This window comes from Alteromonas sp. H02 (assembly GCF_059682525.1).
Map to the genome: position 1 here is coordinate 3,286,705 of NZ_CM185021.1, position 16,450 is coordinate 3,303,154.

The 16,450-nt window shown below is 44.4% G+C and carries 12 protein-coding genes; 4 read left to right on the forward strand and 8 right to left on the reverse strand.

The window, feature by feature from the left end; genetic code table 11:
- The first annotated feature begins 61 nt into the window (after nt 1–61).
- Nucleotides 62–1,960 carry an aminotransferase class I/II-fold pyridoxal phosphate-dependent enzyme gene (locus tag AC566Q_RS15150; RefSeq protein WP_499607664.1) on the forward strand — a complete coding sequence of 633 codons (1,899 nt, stop codon included), beginning with the start codon at nt 62–64 and terminating at the stop codon, nt 1,958–1,960.
- A gap of 148 nt (nt 1,961–2,108) precedes the next feature.
- Here the strand turns inward: AC566Q_RS15150 and AC566Q_RS15155 are convergent, their stop codons facing one another.
- Nucleotides 2,109–3,065, reverse strand: coding sequence for an IS1595-like element ISAma5 family transposase (locus AC566Q_RS15155; RefSeq protein WP_499607667.1), 957 nt, complete (start codon nt 3,063–3,065; stop codon nt 2,109–2,111).
- A 258-nt stretch (nt 3,066–3,323) separates the two neighbouring features.
- Between AC566Q_RS15155 and AC566Q_RS15160 the strand changes: the two genes are divergently transcribed.
- From AC566Q_RS15160 to AC566Q_RS15170, 3 genes are all read left to right on the forward strand, one after another.
- Nucleotides 3,324–4,169: an HDOD domain-containing protein gene (locus AC566Q_RS15160; RefSeq protein WP_499607669.1), complete on the forward strand. Its 846-nt coding sequence runs from the start codon at nt 3,324–3,326 to the stop codon at nt 4,167–4,169.
- Nucleotides 4,170–4,244: 75 nt separating this feature from the next.
- Complete coding sequence (gene bamE / locus AC566Q_RS15165; RefSeq protein WP_499607672.1) at nt 4,245–4,829, forward strand: outer membrane protein assembly factor BamE domain-containing protein; 585 nt, start codon at nt 4,245–4,247, stop codon at nt 4,827–4,829.
- A 32-nt stretch (nt 4,830–4,861) separates the two neighbouring features.
- Nucleotides 4,862–5,410: a hypothetical protein gene (locus AC566Q_RS15170; RefSeq protein WP_150141626.1), complete on the forward strand. Its 549-nt coding sequence runs from the start codon at nt 4,862–4,864 to the stop codon at nt 5,408–5,410.
- 221 nt (nt 5,411–5,631) lie between these two features.
- On the opposite strand, the gene AC566Q_RS15175 is transcribed toward AC566Q_RS15170, so the two are convergent.
- The 7 genes from AC566Q_RS15175 to hsdR form a co-directional block, all read right to left on the reverse strand.
- Nucleotides 5,632–6,129, reverse strand: coding sequence for a GNAT family N-acetyltransferase (locus AC566Q_RS15175; RefSeq protein ID WP_499607675.1), 498 nt, complete (start codon nt 6,127–6,129; stop codon nt 5,632–5,634).
- A 275-nt stretch (nt 6,130–6,404) separates the two neighbouring features.
- Nucleotides 6,405–7,172, reverse strand: coding sequence for a retron system putative HNH endonuclease (locus AC566Q_RS15180; RefSeq protein ID WP_278345790.1), 768 nt, complete (start codon nt 7,170–7,172; stop codon nt 6,405–6,407).
- Nucleotides 7,169–8,470 (reverse strand): AAA family ATPase, encoded by a 1,302-nt coding sequence (locus AC566Q_RS15185; protein ID WP_105934860.1) that lies wholly within the window; start codon nt 8,468–8,470, stop codon nt 7,169–7,171. The genes AC566Q_RS15180 and AC566Q_RS15185 overlap by 4 nt, the downstream gene beginning before the upstream one ends.
- Nucleotides 8,460–9,815, reverse strand: coding sequence for a restriction endonuclease subunit S (locus AC566Q_RS15190; RefSeq protein WP_105934861.1), 1,356 nt, complete (start codon nt 9,813–9,815; stop codon nt 8,460–8,462). Before AC566Q_RS15190 ends, AC566Q_RS15185 begins: the two co-directional genes overlap by 11 nt.
- Nucleotides 9,815–11,422 (reverse strand): class I SAM-dependent DNA methyltransferase, encoded by a 1,608-nt coding sequence (locus AC566Q_RS15195; RefSeq protein ID WP_499607680.1) that lies wholly within the window; start codon nt 11,420–11,422, stop codon nt 9,815–9,817. Before AC566Q_RS15195 ends, AC566Q_RS15190 begins: the two co-directional genes overlap by 1 nt.
- A gap of 28 nt (nt 11,423–11,450) precedes the next feature.
- Nucleotides 11,451–12,530, reverse strand: coding sequence for a Fic family protein (locus AC566Q_RS15200; RefSeq protein ID WP_499607683.1), 1,080 nt, complete (start codon nt 12,528–12,530; stop codon nt 11,451–11,453).
- Nucleotides 12,531–12,647: 117 nt separating this feature from the next.
- Nucleotides 12,648–16,169, reverse strand: coding sequence for a type I restriction-modification system endonuclease (gene hsdR, locus AC566Q_RS15205; RefSeq protein ID WP_499607686.1), 3,522 nt, complete (start codon nt 16,167–16,169; stop codon nt 12,648–12,650).
- Nucleotides 16,170–16,450: the final 281 nt, after the last annotated feature.

The window sequence follows — 16,450 nt, forward strand, 5'->3', positions numbered from 1 at the left end:
CGCCAAACTATTACCACTCTGGTAAGAAAAGCCCATAGCAATCATCGAAAAAGGATCCCCAGTGACAGCGACGCCATGTTTAAAAGTGCTGATTATCGATCACAATAAAACCCGGCTGATTTCAACTCAACAACACCTGGAATCGGTGGTGTCGGTACTTGACCGCAACGACTTAACGCTGGAGTTTCTGGCCGTTAATTCTGAGTCAGCCGCGGTTACCGAACTCGACAGCGATGGCGACATTCAGGCGGTTTTACTGAGCTGGGAAACCCTGGGCGATAGCATTCGCGACTCATCCATTATTGATGCGATCAAATCCCGTCGCCTGGAAGTGCCGGTATATGTGACCGGCGAAGACGAGGTTGGCTTTGATATAGTCAGCCGCTCCAGCAAGATTGAAGCGTTTTTTACGCTACACGATATCGCCTCGGATCCGGAATCTTGCCTAGCTTACATCATCAACGATTTTGACGATCGCAGCGAAACGCCTTTCTGGACGGCCTACAAGAAATACGCGGTGGAAACCAACGATTCCTGGCATACACCAGGACACAGTGGTGGTGCCAGTTTCCGCAGCTCAAGCTACATTAACGACTTTTATAAATTCTTTGGTCGCAATATGTTTATCAGCGATCTGTCGGTGAGTGTGGACTCATTAGGTTCATTATCAGACGGTACCAATGCCATCGGCAAAGCGCAGAACCTGGTAGCCAATACCTTTGAGGTTAAACATTCCTATTTTGTCACCAACGGCTCTTCCACTTCCAATAAAATTATTCTGCAAACCCTGTTGCGCGAGGGGGATAAAGTTATTGTAGACAGAAACTGCCATAAGTCGGTGCACTACGGCATTGTGCAGGCCCGAGCCCTGCCCCTGTACCTCGACAGTATACTGGATCCCAAATACGGTATTTTTGCGCCACCTTCGCTGAGCCAGCTAAAAGCGTTTATCAGCGACAATACAGACGCCAAACTGATTGTACTGACTGGCTGTACCTACGATGGCCTTCTGACCGATTTAAAGCAGGTGGTGGATTACGCGCACCAGTTCGACATTAAAGTATTTATTGATGAAGCCTGGTTTGCTTACTCGCTGTTCCATCCGCAATACCGCGAGTACTCGGCCATCAATGCCGGTGCGGATTATGTTACCCATTCCGCTCACAAAGTGGTTTCGGCGTTTTCGCAGGCTTCCTATATCCATATTAACGACCCGGACTTCGATAAGGATTTCTTTAAAGAAATTTACGCCATTCATACCAGCACTTCCCCTCAGTATCATCTGATTGCCTCATTGGATGTGTGCCGTAAACAGCTGGAAATGGAAGGCTTTAAGGTTATCAACAATCTGCTAAATCATGTGCGGGAATTTAAGGAACAAGCGGCTAAATTTAGTCGCATTCGTATTTTAGGTAAAGACGACTTTCGGCAGATGTTCGCTCATTTTGAGGCGGACAATATTGGCCACGATCCGCTTAAAATTCTGATAGATATCTCTGCGCTTTCCTATTCCAATCAGGAAATCCACCGCTTCCTGATGGACGAAGTGGGTCTGGAAATCGAGAAATTTACCCACAGTACACTGCTGGTTTTACTTACTTTTGGCGGAATGCGCTCTAAAATAGTACGCCTGTATAACGCGCTGAATAAGCTCGATGCCGGGCATGTGTCATTACGTAAAAGTAGTCGCCAGAAAGACTTGCCCAGCAAGATCCCGCCTATCAGTCTGGCCATGCTGCCTTCCGATGCCTTCTTTGGGAAAAGAGAAACGGTGCCTCTGCAAGAAAGCGTAGGCCGAATTGCAGCCGCGCTTATCACCCCCTATCCTCCAGGCATCCCTTTGCTGGTGCCGGGGCAGACCATTGAAGCCGAACACATCAATTATCTTAATGCGCTGTCGAGCCAGAAACTCACTATTCAGGGCCTGATTGACGGTGACATTTACGTACTGGAAAAGTAATTCAAACCGGGTTGCCGTTAAGGTCTTTGGCAACCCCATTTTCACATAGAAGCAGGCCCTTCGATATTGAGCGGGCAGCCCGGCTGCAATAAATTAATTATTTTCATACTGGTTGCACCATTGGCCAGCAAAATATGAACTATATTGGCTATGTTCGGATTAACTGTTGTTGAATCGAAAAGAGCCTGTTTCCGTTAAGGTTTTCTGGGTTATCCATAAACCTGAACCAACCAAGGTAATGTTCTAGGTATTTTGTGGCGACTCCGTGAAACCGTTTTATCCACGCTTTCAGACGACTGTGATAGGCGTTAACATTCTGAATATGAAAGACTTTATCTATCACCTTAACACCTCCCGCCACGTCTAAGCGCTTGTGTATTAAATCATTTTTCTCAGAAAGAGCTATGTAGGGCTTATATCCATCACTACATAACACACTGTCTTTCTCTAATTTTCCTGCTAGCTCCTGATGCAGAGTTGCCGATGTAACACTTGGCACTACGGCCTCATACGTATTCTTGGCTCTGTCTCTGACCGTTAAAACGGGCACCCAGTCATCTTTTGAACGCCCTCGTTTTTTCGCTTTCATCCCTCTTTTGCGGGGCTGACGAGTCATCCGTTTTGAGCCTTTCTCTGAGTAGGGAAAAAGTGTTTCGTCAGCCTCGATAATACCTTCTAGTTTGCTCGCCTTCAGTGCTGATGGTAGCGCTAGGAATCGATGCCGCCACCTGAACGATGTTTCAAGGTGGAGACCACATTCTTCGGCACATTTACGCAATGGCTTACTGTCCAGCATACAGCGAATATATTCTAACCAAAGCTCTTTGTACCTCAGTCGAGCTAGCGGTGTCGCCGTTGTCGCTACAAAGGTTTTGCCGCAGTTCTTGCAGCGATAACGCTGCATCTTGTTTACCTTGCCGTGCCGATTGATCAGTGAGCTATGACAGTGCGGACATTCAGGGTTTTCAACCATCCGCTCCTCAAGCTCTGTTATCAACTGTGAGACGCTATCAGTGCCTTTCAGCAGCTTCTCAACATAACGGGTTTGACTATCTGTTAAGTGTTCTAACTCGGCTATAAGCTTTGTAAATTGTGCTGGGATCATGATTAACCCTCAATAACTGTATCTATATACAGTGTAGCAACAATTTAGCAGAACATAGCCACTATATTTATTATCAGACTTTGACAAAAACCGATCGCAAACAGCTGGTTAAGTATCATTTATTACTCCTAAGTTGTAATTAACTCATTCTAATTGCTTCAGAGAACACGTATTTTGATTATAGGTTGAGTTAATTGAAGTGACGGATAAGCAGTAAGCGCCACTGATTACTGTAACAAACAAAAAGTGAAGCGAAGTATGAACCTAGCGCAATTAGTGCAACAAGCAGAATCCGTCTTTGTATTACCTGACTCGGTAACCCGCTTAAAAGCCTGTATCGATGATGAATCGTCAAGCCTCGACGACGTCGCAGAAATTATCAGCTTTGATCCCACGCTCACCTCGCAGTTACTAAAAATTGCCAACAGCGCGCTTTATAACTTTACCTCCCCCATCGAAACGGTAACCAAAGCGGTACAGGTTATTGGTACCCGTGCCACCTACGACTTAGCCTTGTCCTACGGTGTTTCACACACCCTGAAATCGGTTGAAACAACCATCATCGATATCGACCGTTTTTGGGAACAAAGCGTCAGTTGTGCCTTACTGGCCAAACACCTGGCAGAGAAAAAACGTATCAGAGAATCAGAGCGCTTCTTTGTGACAGGTTTACTGCACAACATTGGCGAACTGGCCATGCTTAAAGTGGCCCCCGACATGGCTAAGCGCTGCCTGAATACCGATAAAGATACCTCGTCCATTTATCTGCAAAAAGAAATCATGGGTTTTACATATTGCGATTTTTCGGCAGCGCTGATTAAAGACTGGGGATTACCACCAAGTATTTACCGCCCTATTGCCACGTTACTGGAAACCGACCTTAGCCAGTTGGATACCCACGCACTCATCATAAAACAAGCCTATTTGCTGGCGCAGGACAATGTTAACGCCGACATTAACGTTGGTTACCCTCCTGTTGGCCCGGCCTTACTGGCGGCACTGAAACTCACAGAAGACGACGCCGAAGAAGCCCTTGATGAAACCAACATGCAGCTTATTAGTGTGATTCAGCTGTTTAATCCAAGTGCATTTAATATCTTTTAATAAAAATACCTCCGGTAATGAGTCTGTGCTATAGATATAAGCAATTCTGATTGCCCTATATCGCAGAACATGGACATGCTTAAACTACATCATTACGGCCTCATTTTTGTTTTTTTGCTGCTGACAGGCTGTGTCACCACTATTGGCAGAAACTTTCAGAAGCTCGAAGAACCCCAGTTAGTGCCTGGCAAATCAACAGCCCAGGATATTATCGGGCTACTGGGAAAACCGACGACTACAAACGCCTTAAATCAGGGAACGGCCTATAACTACATTCACCACAATCGTAATGCTAAAGCGGTTAAGCCTGATGAAGTGGCATCCCGCTACCAGACTTTCAGCTTTAACAACGAAGACATTCTGACTGGTTATCAGTTTGGCAGTTCTTTTGTCGAAGACAGTACGTTTTTCAACACTGATAGCATAAAGAAAATTCAAACTGGCGACAGCAGAGAACGTGTTATCAGATTATTAGGCGAATCCTCAGGCATCAATCACTATCCTGGCGACCCTAAGCATGCCTATGTGCTCATTTACAGCTATCCCACAACAACGCACTCAGACAGCACTTTCAGTATGGTAAACAGCGTTGTTAACGTTGCCTTTGACCACAACGATAAGGTGGTGCGGGTAGAAACATATAATCTGAACGCTGATTAATACATTTTATGAATATCTACAAGGACGTAACGATGAAAAACGCTGTTACTCTGGTCACCCGCTTCGGTTTAGTCGCAGTCATATTGTTGGCTTTTAGCACTATTGTATATTCGCAGAGTCACGAGAAAATAAATGATATCGAAGTAGTGGATGTCGTCGGTCAAAGGCCCCTGAGTTACTACCGAAAACAACTGGTGGAAACCGAGCTGGCATTTTACGACATGTACAATGCCTTAACAGACCAAAAAGAATTCAAAATAAGATGCAGGATAGAAAAGCCATCAGGTAGCCATATTGCTCGCAAGGTTTGCTATCCGCAATACGAACTCACTGCAATTGCATATGAAACGCAAATCGCCATGATCCCTAAAGCTCAGGAGACACGTGGAATAATCGAGCCACTGCCGACGTCCTCAGGCGTAAAAGTATTGGTTAACAATGAAAAAAGAGCGGCTACCGAGCATTTAATAAAGCTTTTAACTGAAAACCCTGAGTTACTCGAACAATACCAAGCACTAATCACAGATATGAAAAATTTTAAACAGGCGAAAAGCGAACTTCAGCAGGCCAGATCAGACTAATAATGTAACAATGGGATATCGCTCAAAGCGAGGGAGAGATTGGTCGGTGTGAGAGGATTTGAAATTTACCTGATCACACTACATAACAATATATAGTGATACTTCCGTCAGAGCGACACTATATAGCGATACATAGCATTACTTTTGGGGTGCAAAAAAGGGTGCTGGGTGCAGAAATGGGTGTAAGTAAACGGATTTTTGGTGCCATTAAGCCGTGTGATTCATCGCATATCTGGGGATGGTAGCTTGACTATTTTACCCCCGTAATAAATCTCAAAACTGCATGGTGGACAATAAGCTAGAGATAGCGCTTTGTATAATCGAATTAACCCTTCACCTTGAGCTTCCGGGGCAACTATCTTAACTTTAAATTTGCTTATACCGTGACCGATTGCAACGCTAATCGAGAGATCGCTCAAGCTCGACGCTACTCCTTTTTTGCGCTCTTTAGGATCCACATACAAAAAGAAGAGTTCGCATTCGGACATATCTAGGCTGTAGAAAAAATATCTAAATCCAAGAATCTTATCTTCGCCATCGTTCAATGCGAAGACAAAATGGTGGACCCCTCCTCTCTTGAGACTTTCTTTCGGGGCAAAGTCTTTTAAAATCTTCAGATGGGACTCAAAAAACGATTTATATGATTCGAACATCTCTTCAGACATCATGCTAAAAAAGCAATCAGGTACTGAGAAAGCTTCGTAGTAGCGTAGTTTCAAATAATTATCTTCTATACTTGCCTGGAAAACTGTCCTAGGAATCCAACTACCTGTTACTCAACATATTGATCAGCCTGATAAACTCGTCGTTCATTGAATCACTTTTCCAGCGGTTGGCAAACCTGCAAACTACTTAAAGGTTATCTTTCTCGTAGTGACCGTTGCTATCGATCCTATCCAGGGAACAAACAAGCTCTTTGTCACCATCGATTTCGTCCATTTCCAGGGGTAACGCTGTTAGCCACTTTCAATCCTTAAAAGTTAAATAAGCAGCGTTATCCTGCATAATCGATGTTGTGAAGATGCACTTCAGCTTCAGAACCAAGGTAGCTTCTGACCGAAGTAAAAAACGCAGGCCAATGTTGTTGAGTATCTTTGTTAAGTAGTATTCGCGCTAACTTAGTTCGCGCAGCTTCAACTGAAAGACCCGTTTGGATTAATTGCGTTAGTTGCCGGTTTATTTCATCAAGTAAGGTTTTTCTAAAACGGTTTAACCGAGCTGAATCTAACCGCAGTTCAGAAATAGTTGCTGCTGCTTTAGCTGCACTAATTGTCGCGGATTGGCAATTGTGAACATTAACTTTGAGCTTACCGGTGCTACGCTCCGCTGCGAACAACGCCGGAAATGCCGGCAAATGCAAAGGATTTAAAATAATAGCACCCAGATCTTTGTTGCCTTTTGGGACATCACAACTGTGGTCACCGTTACCAAAACGATCAGCTTCTTCAACTATGTTTTTCTGACTTCCGCCATGACAACAACCAAGGAGATTCTGCCAGTCCAAATGCCAGTTATGCGCTATTGTGGTATCTGATTTTGGATGAAAGTGCTCTACCCTAAAGTCCGCCTCACCTTCATGCGTTTTTGGTAGCAGCTTAATTTCACAATAAGCACACAACCCAGCCTGGTCATGCTTTAACTGAGCAGACACCGCCTCTTTTCTGGCTGCAACGCGTTTAAATTGAACCCAGGTATTTGCGCTGTTGCTATTACGATAGGCTTCCAGTAGCTCAGGTTCAGCACCTTTCAGTACTTTTTTCATACTTGCTCGCGTTCCCAGGCTTTTATTTTAATGTCCATATCCAGGCGGGCTAATTCTGGCTCGTACTCTCCACCCCACTCATCCAGATGCTGTCTTAATGTTTCAGCTTCTGGGCTATCCCACTGATCATCTTCAACCAGCTGTTGGTAGTTTTTCAAACTCTGCACAATCGGTAATTTTTCAGCGCGGGTACTATGTACACCTAAAACATCTAACAACACCTGCTGTGCTTCTGCGCCTTCAGAAAAATCTATTTCCAACAAGCTGGGTGCATCTTCTTGCCAATCAATAACCCGTAAACACTCTGGTTTGACCGACGAAATCACCTGCGCACTATGGGTTGAAACAATAAACTGAATATTTGGGAAGGTGCGCTGCAAATCGAGCAGAATATGCTGCTGCCAGCCGGGGTGCAGGTGCAAATCTACTTCGTCGATAAGCACTATGCCTGTAGTTGCTAAGGGGTCGAAACTTTGAGGGTTTGCTTCAGCCATTCTGGCGGCAATATCCATTACCATCGCTAAGGTTGTGCGAAAACCGTCACTTAGCTGCTCAATACGTAATTTCTTTTTTATGCCATCATCTAGCCAATCAACCTGAATACCTGCAGGCATAACACTTTCAGGGTTGCTAAAGGTTGGCATCATCAAGTCGATTGCACGTCGTATGGCTTTAAGTTCAGGCAATTCAACATCAAATGAGCGTTGCTCTTTCTGCAGTTTGCCTTCTTGCGCCTCAAGGTAATAAAAATACTCTACAAATTTCTTGAAGTTGGTTTTACTCTCTAAACTGCCATTAAATGCATCAAAGCGCGGAAACTCGTTTGCAAAATCACGCTTACGCTGTGGTACATCAAATACCCCTCGGCCAGTGCCATAGTAAATAAATATGGGTAACTCGTAGTTCAAACCGGCATTTTCGGCATCGATAAAGGCATCGACGTAATCATTTAACTGCTTAACGCCCAGCGCTGCTGGCACCTGAGCCGCTGTTTTTTTACTCTTGTCGCGCTTTTCTGTTCTATCCCAGCTAACCCCGTCAAAACTCTCGGCGGTTAAACGCATAAACGCAGGTTTGCTGCTATCGGCAAATACCTGAAAATCATTGTCTTTTGGGTTAATACCATTCACTTTAGGCAAGCGGGTCAAAAACGCGCCAAGTAATGTAGCAATACCATCAAGTACCGACGTTTTACCGGCACCATTGCGCGCAACTAAAACCGTTAACTGTTCATGTAACGGCAAGCGAAAATCAGTAAAGCGGCGAAAATGCTGTAAATGCAGAGTTTTAATTTTCAACAGACTTACCCCGGCCTTTTTTTGTTTGGCTTAACTTAGCACGTTCGTTTTTAATTATCACCAGCAACGCCTCGGCGCTATTCTCCCCACTAATCAGCTCGGGGTTAGCCGCACGCCAATTGGCAGTAAGTTCACCGCGAAAGGCTTTGGCAAGGATGGATTGGGTGAGCTGGTTCACTCGCGCTTGGGCGGTTTTAACTTGTGCTTCCACTTTGTCGGCATAAGCAAAGAGCTTTTCCACCCGGCGCACGATTTCGGTTTGTTCTTCTTGTGAAGGGAAATGAACTTGTAGGCTTTTTATTATTTTTTGGTTCAAATTGACCATTGTTGAACCAACAGAGTTCGAGGTAAAGTATTCAACTGCTAGTGGTGAGCGCAAAATAATTTCCAGATATTTTGGTAACGAATTCTTTGGCGTCCGCAATATCATAGAACCTGTCCCGCACAACATTTCCCCTTTATAATTAACTACAGCTGCTCTCCCCATTTCGCCCCGGCGACCAACAACCACGTCACCTATTTTCAGGTGCCACGCTTCTAATTCATCGTACTTCGCTTTCGGTATTGTCATTTGTTGAGAGGCTACTATTGTACCATTAGAAATGTGCATCGGATTTATAACTGGTATCCCACCACTTATGTATTCACTTTTATGCAAAGCACTACCAAAAGGACCTGTCTTTACCTCTACGCCAACATCCCCTAACGCTTTGTAAACTGGAGCTTGTTGATAATCACCAGCGTTCAACTTCCCGCTAACGGCGTCGGCGAGGACGGACTGGCGGAAATTTTTTAGGATTTCGGGGATGAGTTCAAGGCGGGCTTTGGTGGTTTCCACCTGGGCCAGCAGTGTGTCGAGCTTGTCGGCGATGACTTTTTGTTCTGCCAATGCCGGTAGTTGGAAGGTATAAGCCTGTACATCTGAAGACTTTGCTGCTGGATATAACGCCCCTTGCACAACTCCACTTATTGAATCAATAAAGTCTTTAGACTTCGTCAATGCAAAAACAAAGCGGCTATCAACCGATAACGGTTTAACAACTTCAAACCCTGTAGAAGCTATCTGGTTATCTAGCTCATCGGGCACAAGCGCGACAGCATTTAGATTCGGCCTCGTCAAAGATACTAACACATCGCCAGTTTTGATTACTTTTCTCGCTCGACTTGGGGCATTATTTCCGGCTAAATATTGCGGAGATGATATACACTTGCGATCTCTATCAATACTTCCTATATCCACATAGGTAAAGGTTTCTTCCGAGGACGGCTTTCGCTGCTCACCTTTTATCGTAATATCTGAGATTTTTGCAACAGTCCATCCTTCGGGCAAATGGTCACTACTCATCAACTTGCCTCCAACGCTGCCAACAAAGCATCCAACTCACTTAATGCGGCCTTCAGCTCTGCTCGGGCTTCCATTGCCAGAGTATCCGGTTCAGGTAAATCTGCCGCATCCACACTGTCTTTATCTTTTAGCCATGAAATATCTAAAGAATCGCCTTTTGTTTCACGTATCCACTTACGACTAAAGCTACGCCATCGGGAGTGCGCCAGGCGGTCATCAATCCCCTGGTTTTCCTCAACGACTTCTTTGTCGACTTCAATTTCCTGAGCATCAAAGCTGTACTCACCTTCTGTGCGTTTACTCGTGCCATCCGAAGATTCGCCAAAAACTTGTTCAAAAGCACCTAAATGCGGATCTTTTCCGAACTCTTCTTGTGCAAATCCAATATCAGCTTTACCAAAGGGTGTGCGCTTACCAAAGCTAGGCATATTGGTACGCAGGTCGTATACCCACACATTTTCAGTGCAATTTTCTTCCTGATGTTTGTTTTTTGCTGAGCCTTTAGTAAAAAACAGCACATTAGTTTTTACGCCTTGAGCGTAAAAAATACCCGTTGGCAGGCGTAAAATAGTATGTAGGTTGCACTTATTCATTAAGTCACGGCGAACATCGATACCTACACCCGCTTCAAACAATACGTTGTCCGGCAGTACTACAGCCGCCCGGCCACCAGGCTTTAAGTTGCGATAAATATGCTGTAAAAATGCCAGTTGCTTGTTAGTGGTTTTGTAAGTGAGATCGTCTCTAGTATTGGATGCTTCACCACCTTTACTGGTGCCGAAAGGCGGATTTGCCAGAATAATGTCTGCTTGCTTTAAATCCTTCCCAGCATCACCCAAAGCGTTACCTAGATGCACTACGCCATCTTCATCACCTTCCATTCCGTGCAGTAAACAATTCATTAATGCTAAGCGTCGGGTGTTTGGTACTAATTCCACGCCAACGAAAGCTTTGTTTTTCTGGAAATCAGCTTCTTTGGCAGAAAGATCGAGATAGTTGTCTGTTTGATCACGCATATATTGGTCTGCGGCGACTAAGAATCCTGCTGTACCTACCGCTGGATCTTGTATTACTTCACCAATTTGCGGTCTTATGCAGCGAACCATGCTGTTGATTAAAGCGCGTGGGGTGAAGTACTGCCCTGCCCCAGATTTCGTTTCCGATGCGTTCTTTTCTAACAATCCCTCATACAAATCGCCAAGCCCATCTTTTTGGGCGCTAAACCAATCAATATGGTCGAGGGTTTTGATCATTTGTTCTAGATGGCGTGGTTCACGCAAACGTGTTTGTGCATCGGCGTAGATTGCACTGATAAGTGGATCTTCGTGTACAATGTTACCGTCTGAATCTTTACCTGTTGAAAGGCTTAACAAAATGCGCTTGTAGTCGTTTAGCAGGTTGATGCCCGACTTTTCGTTGATATCAGTCCAGCGGCAACCTTCTGGTAAAGGGTGGCGTTTTAACACACCAGCTTCAGTGTTTTCATGCACCATTTTAATAAATAACAGAAGTACGAGTTCGGTTACGTAATCTGAATAATTAATGCCGTCGTCCCGCAGTACGTCGCAGAGGTTCCAGAGTTTTTGAACGATGTCGTTGTTGGTCATGTTTGTCTCTTAATGGATTATTTGGTTCTTAGCCGTGTGCTATCAGTACTTTGCACAGCGGTTCGTTAATGTAGTAGTTGGCGCGGCCGATTTTTTGTTTGGTTAAAAAGCCGTGTTCTACTAATTGCTCTAAATATTTAGTGGCAGTTATTCGCGTTACCCCTAGCTCTTCGATGATAAAGTCGATTTTGGTATAGGGGTGATGAAACAGGTTGTTGAGTAAATCCTGGCTATAAATTTTGGGCAGTTGCTCACGAATCCCGTGCTTAACTTCTGCCATCAGGCTTTTCATTTCGGTAATGAGTGAGATAGTGTTTTGTGCTGTGTCGATAACGCCATCAAGCATAAAGGCTATCCAGGGTTCCCAGTTTCCAGTGTCGCGCACGGCTTGCAAATTATTATAGTAATCTGCTTTGTGCTGAATGATAAAACGGCTTAAATACAGTACCGGCAGGTTAAGCAAGTCTTTTATCACCAGGTACAAAATATTCAGGATCCGCCCTGTGCGACCATTGCCGTCGTAGAATGGATGAATACTTTCAAACTGATGATGGATGATGGCCATTTTAACCAGCGGATCTGCATCGCATAACTCATCGTTATTAATAAACTGCACCAGATTATCCATTAGCGCGGTTATTTCGTCGGCATGTTGTGGCGGGGTATACACCACTTCACCCGTACGGGCATTTTTTAAATCCGTGCCGGGTAGTTTGCGTAAACCTGCGTTGTTGTGCTCCAGGTTTTGCTGGATGGCAAGAATGTCACTTAGGCGAATGAGTTTACTTTGCCGTGCTGTTTGAAAGCCCTGCTTTAATGCTACGGCGTAATCCTGCACTTCTTTGGTTGCCGGGCTGGTAATGGCTTCTTCAAATAAGTTGGCTTTATAAAGCTCGTCATGCGTGGTTACAATGTTTTCCACTTCCGAGCTGTCTTTGGCTTCCTGCAAGGCCAGCGTATTGATTAGTATTGCTTCATTGGGAATACTGGCGGCAATACCCTTTAATTCGGCCAGATATCGGTGAGCTTCAGCCACCTTTTTGAGTACTGCGCGGGTTTCCCACTGCTCTATATTATCAAGTGGTAACAATGGGATAGATGCAGGCATGATTAATATTATGTCCTTATTTATACATGTAGTTCTGTATATATATAGATTTTATAAAAAATTATACATGTGCTGACTAACATGTATAGTTTTTCTGTTTATTTATACATATAAGATTTATGCACTTTGGGGAGGCCAAATCGCATCACCCAATTCATCCAGTACCTTATCCAGCTGGTTACCCAGTACCTTATCCAGCTGCTTTGCTCCGCCCTGCTCTGCAAATCGGCTGTTTACAAATTCTTTGTCAATAATGACTTCGTGAACCAGTTGTTTTGCCAGGCGTTCAAGCCATTGGCGCTGCGCGGGTAACCAATTATGACTTTCATATATTCGCAGCATTGCCTGTGCAACCCGTTGTTCAAAGGGCACCAATGGCTCGCCGAATGCTGCTCGGCGAATATGGCCAATGATGCTTGCTGCAATATCCTGGTTAGTTTGGTTACGCACCGCACTTTGTAGTTTTGCTTCGGAGTATCCTGCACCATCAAGCATTAGCTTAATTTCTTTTAGTTGATCGCGAGTCAGATCCCGGGGTTTATTTACCACTACAGCAAGGGCTGCACTTTGGTTAAGCTGCTCTTTTATAAACTGGTTAAAGCTGTCGAGGTAATCTTCAGGCTTTTGATGTACGCCATAGCTTTGGGTGCGTTCTCTTATCTCATCATGATGTTCCGAAATTACTGGTTGGCGTTCACTACCGAGTAACTCATTCACTTCTGCTAGCTGATTTATCAAACCGCTATGTGTTGTAATAAAAGCCGCGGCTTGCTTAGGCCCAAGCTCGTGTAAATGTTTATGCAAGCTTTTGGGCTCAACGCCCCATAAACCGTGTAATTCATCCAGTTTTTGCTTGAGTGCTGGTTTGCTTTCAGCTTTTTTACCGGCTTTTCGCAATACGCGCATCACTTTTTGGCTGAGTTGACTTAGCACGACATCGGCATGGCTCTGCTCAGGTGCATCACCAGGAGCATTCAACGCTCGTTCCAATTGTTCCGGGTTAGTGATTTCGTCTACCAATTGCTCCAACGTAATGTTGGGATCTTTAACCAACGGTTTCATGGTATTAACGTCGGCCAACGCGGCATAAATATCCACCGGGTCGTAAATTCTAAATACTGTTTTACCAATGTCATCACAGCGGCGTGTGGCGCGGCCGATCATCTGCTCATACAAAACCCGAGACTTAACCCTGCGCATAAACACAAGATTACAAATTTTAGGGACATCGATACCGGTAGTCAGCAGATCAACAGTAATAGCAATATTTGGATAGCGTTCGTTTTTATACTGGCGAATGAGCTGCTCTACTTTGTCGCTTTGCCCGGTGATTTTAGCGACTGCCGCTTGGTTATATTCACCGTTATAAAGGTCTTTAAACGCTTCATCTAATAACCGTTTCACCATATCAGCATGCAGGTCTGTAGCACAGAAGATCATGGTTTTCTCATCGCCAAAGGGATCAAGTTCCTGAACCAGTTGCTGACAAATCACTTTGTTAAAGCTTTCGTTGATCACTTTGCGGTTAAAGGCATCCACTTCAAAGTTCAGTTCATCGTCCAGCTCTGCACTCTGTACTTCACCAGTTTGAGTATTAATCGCGTTGACTTTGTCTCCCTTGGCAAATTTAATTCCATTTTGTGTAAGCAAGGTCTCATATCGGATAGGAGGTTCGTGATCTATCAGCCAATCATCCGCTACCGCTTCCCGGTATGAATAGGTATAAACGGGTTTACCGAAAATTTCGCTGGTGTGTTTTGCTGGCGTTGCGGTTAAGCCAATTTTAACGGCATCAAAATAATCTAGCACCCGGCGGTAACTAGAAAGATACTGACTTGCATCCCGTGTAGCGAGTTCGCCTTCGGTCATTTCCTGGTCGAGCGTATACCCTCGGTGGGCTTCATCAATAATAATGCAATCAAACTGGTCTAACGGAGGCGGGTTATCGCTCATAAAGATGCGTTTCACCATGGCCTGTACAGTTGCTACCTGCACGCGCGTTTCAGCCTCAGCTGCCATATCTCCCAGTTCTGCAACATTATAGATTTTAGATAAGGTATGATTTTGTTCTAATGGTGCCTCATTAAAGGCGTCGATAGCTTGCTGACCCAGTGCGGTGCGATCTACCAGGAATAAAATACGCTTAAATCGCTCTGCCTTTAAAAACCGGTACATCAAACCGATGATGGTGCGCGTTTTACCTGTACCGGTAGCCATAGCTAACAGTGCAGTGCGTACTTCTTTCGCTAACGAATTTTCCACCGCAATAATGGCTTTTTGCTGATAGTCACGCACTTTTAAATAGCCAAAGGGCTCGGCTTTTAACTTTTTCTCAGCCTCTTCTTTACTGCGTTTGAGTTTGTCGATCAAGCCTTCAGGCGTATGAAACTTTGGCAGTGCACGTTTAGTATTTGCTTGGTCGCGAACATCCCGAAACCAGGTTCCAGATTGTTCAGCCAGTTGGGGAACGTAAGGGCGACCATTGCAGGAATAAACAAAGGGGATTTTATAATGGCCATCATGCTCATCAGGCCACGCGATTGTCATTCCTGCTAATTCCCATGCACTTTGCATTGGAGGTGAGATACTAAAACCTTTACTGTAACGTTCTGCCTGCGAAATTTTTCCTGCTATGTTGGCGTTTTCTTTCTTTGCTTCAACCACTGCCATGGGCGTTAAACCTGAAAAAAGCACATAGTCTGCTCTACCTTTTTCACCGTTATGCTCGGTAGGCCATTCAGCGACAGCAATATTCTTGCCTTTTTCTGGTCGAGCCCCGCTTTTATAGATAAGCGCTTCGCTATCGGCAGTCCAACCCGCTTCTACTAATTGCTGATCAATTAAAATGCGGGTTAACGCTTCATCCAATACAATGTGTTGCGTTGCCGCTTGTGTATTTTTGTTTATCTGGCTGCGTTGAGTAGTTTGCGTTTTCTCATCAGCCGCCGCTAACTGATCCTGAAGTGCCTTTATCTTTGCTTCGTAATCTTTACGTTGCGCTAGTAATGCCTCTTCATGTTCAGACGCTTGTTTCGCCAGAGAACGAGATTCTTCGTCCATTGCCAGTGCCAACGCTTCATATTCTGCTTTTTCTTTGGCTACGAGATCATGAAGCTGATTGCTCGAATCTAGGTCAACATTGGCTTGTTCTAAATCACTTTTTAGCTTCGCAATTTCAGTTTGTAACTGACGTAACTGTTCGCTGGGGTCGGCAGGTGGAATAAAAGGACCAGGTTTAAATTGAACCCCACTCCGGCCAAAAGACTGGTGAAACCATATGGCCAATTTGCGGGCAACCACCAAACCATTTATGGCTTCTTTGTGTTGAGTTCTGAAAGTATGGGTTGCTTTATTGCCTTCCATTCTGAGGGTATGGAATAACTCCCTGACTACCGGCTCTAGTTTTAGCTCCCGGTTTATCTTATAGATCAAATCAGCCTGGGATGTCTTATCGTCAAACTCAATTCCAACCAATGCTGCAATGTGCTGTGCCAGTGCTTCACCCAGTTGCCTAAGTTTCATTAACGTTGTATTGGGATCGCTTGAGAACGCTCTTTCAGCAGAGAAGGCGATTTCCACAAAAAGCGAGTCATGCTCTTGTAGAAACCCGAAGTTGCCTTGCTGGATAGAGGATGCCATGATTACGAAACTCCATTTCACCTGCTATCTGACTTTCAATGAAATTAGCCTTTCAAATAAAAAATCAGACTTGAATCATCAATTTCTGCCAAACCAACCATTTAAACTACTTTTTGGCCGATCTGAACAATATTAAAACTATACTAAAGATTAACACAACTAACTAATCTAACTATGTTTAATTGAACGAATCAACACAATTGATTGGGAAAAATTTAAGATTCTATAAACACTTTGAGAGTAATGAAAAAATTCTGAGTACGTCTTTTCCGGGACAAACA

Coding starts and splice junctions, on each gene's coding strand:
- AC566Q_RS15170 (WP_150141626.1), top strand. CDS start 4,862: ATGAAAAACGCTGTTACTCTGGTCACCCGCTTCGGTTTAGTCGCAGTC.
- AC566Q_RS15155 (WP_499607667.1), bottom strand. CDS start 3,065: ATGATCCCAGCACAATTTACAAAGCTTATAGCCGAGTTAGAACACTTA.
- hsdR (WP_499607686.1), bottom strand. CDS start 16,169: ATGGCATCCTCTATCCAGCAAGGCAACTTCGGGTTTCTACAAGAGCAT.
- bamE (WP_499607672.1), top strand. CDS start 4,245: ATGCTTAAACTACATCATTACGGCCTCATTTTTGTTTTTTTGCTGCTG.
- AC566Q_RS15190 (WP_105934861.1), bottom strand. CDS start 9,815: ATGAGTAGTGACCATTTGCCCGAAGGATGGACTGTTGCAAAAATCTCA.
- AC566Q_RS15180 (WP_278345790.1), bottom strand. CDS start 7,172: ATGAAAAAAGTACTGAAAGGTGCTGAACCTGAGCTACTGGAAGCCTAT.
- AC566Q_RS15195 (WP_499607680.1), bottom strand. CDS start 11,422: ATGACCAACAACGACATCGTTCAAAAACTCTGGAACCTCTGCGACGTA.
- AC566Q_RS15160 (WP_499607669.1), top strand. CDS start 3,324: ATGAACCTAGCGCAATTAGTGCAACAAGCAGAATCCGTCTTTGTATTA.
- AC566Q_RS15200 (WP_499607683.1), bottom strand. CDS start 12,530: ATGCCTGCATCTATCCCATTGTTACCACTTGATAATATAGAGCAGTGG.